Source organism: Actinomadura sp. GC306 (assembly GCF_004348665.1).
Classification (GTDB): Bacteria; Actinomycetota; Actinomycetes; order Streptosporangiales; family Streptosporangiaceae; genus Spirillospora.
The window spans coordinates 1-1,644 of sequence record NZ_SMKM01000520.1; the positions used below are offsets into that span (position 1 = coordinate 1).

Consider the following 1,644-nt stretch of genomic DNA (forward strand, 5'->3'; position numbering starts at 1 on the left):
CCTGCCCCCCTGCCGGAAACGTCCCCGCCGGAAACGTCCCCCGTCTCGTCTCGCTCCCGCCGATACGATCCTCCCCCTCCCGCCGGTCCCGGTTCATGTACGGGGAACGGAAACGGCCGATCGTGCCTCGATCCGGTGTGCACCGGGTAAGGGGCCGGCCAAGCCTGCCGCATTCGCCGGCCCGTGCCGCCCCGCCGGCGGGTTAATGGGACGCAGCGTCCGGCGGCACCGTCCGGGCGGTCTCGGGGAGGCCGCCCGGGCCGGAGGGGGCCGCCGCGCGGGCAAGGGAAGGACAAGTCCATCAGGGGGGTGGGTCCCGTGCGTGACCCGGAACTGGTGTCGTGCGCGCAGCGCGCGGCGAGTGAATTGGAACGCGCGTGGTCGGAGTGGCGCCACGCGCGCGGGCTGGCCGAGGAAGTCTCGGAGTCCGTCGCGAGCTACGTCGCCCATTCGATCGACCACCCGTGGGGCCGTCCCCGCGTCGTGCTCGGCCTGGACGCGGACGAGGCGCGCGCGCTGGCCGCTCTCCTCGGCAAGGAGGACCCCCTCGGCTGACACCGGTTTCCCGGAGTTCGTTTGACGCGGCCCCGGCGGCGTGCAGACTGTGTGGGTCCATAACGAACCCGTCACGGAGGAAACCGCCAGTGCGAGTCCATCGAGGCGGCCGCTGGGCCGCCGGTATCGCGCTGTGCCTCGGCGCGCTCACCGCGTGCGGCGGGTCCTCCGGCGGGTCCGCGGCTCCCAGCGGGCCGGTCAACCCGCCGAGGGCGGGAGCGCCCACCGAGCAGGACCGGACGCCCGCGGCGGCCGGGCGGGACGCGCCGGCCCTGGACGGCAAGGTGATCGTCATCGACCCCGGGCACAACGGGGGCAACGCCGACCACCCCAAGGAGATCAACAAGAAGGTCCGGATCGGCAACGGCACCAAGGCGTGCGACACGACCGGCACCGCGTCCAATGACGGCTACCCCGAGCACGCCTTCACCTGGGACGTCTCCAAGCGCCTCGCGAAGCTGCTGCGCGCCGAGGGCGCCGAGGTCACGCTGACGCGCAAGGACGACAAGGGCGTCGGCCCGTGCATCACCGAGCGGGCCGCGATCGCGAACCGGCTGGACGCGGACGCCGCCGTCTCGATCCACGCCGACGGCAACTCCCGCGCGTCCGCGCACGGCTTCCACATCATCGAACCGGTCTCCATCGGCAGCAACGCCGCGATGGTGCCGGGGTCGCACAAGCTGGGCAAGGCCCTCCGCGACGCCTACCGCGACGGCACCGGCATGCCCTACTCCAACTACCTCGGCGAGGACGGCCGCGACCGCCGCGACGACCTCGGCGGGCTCAACATGTCGCGGGTCCCCAAGGTCTTCATCGAGTGCGGGAACATGCGCAACAAGGGCGACGCGGCCAAGTTCGCCAGCGCCTCGTTCCGCCAGCGCATAGCCGAGGCCCTCACCGAAGGCTTCAAGACCTACCTGACCTGACCACCCCGAACTCCCGGCGACCACGCGCCTGTGAGACCACGCGCCTGAGACCGCGGCCGAAGTGGGGCGTGTCTGGTTGTTCGGCGCGGCAGGATGGGGGAGTGGGTGATCTTCGGGAGGTTCTGGGGCGGGTTCGTGACGGGCTGCTGGGGGCGGATTACAC

General features: G+C 72.2%; 2 protein-coding genes. Both read left to right on the plus strand.

The annotated features are described in order from the left end of the window. Window positions 1-318 precede the first annotated feature (318 nt). Window positions 319-555, plus strand: a complete 237-nt coding sequence (locus tag E1200_RS33220) for a hypothetical protein (RefSeq protein WP_131956627.1) — start codon at window positions 319-321, stop codon at window positions 553-555. Between the two features lie 89 nt (window positions 556-644). Next, window positions 645-1,481 (plus strand): N-acetylmuramoyl-L-alanine amidase, encoded by an 837-nt coding sequence (locus E1200_RS33225; RefSeq protein ID WP_243709059.1) that lies wholly within the window; start codon window positions 645-647, stop codon window positions 1,479-1,481. The last annotated feature ends 163 nt before the right edge of the window (window positions 1,482-1,644 follow it).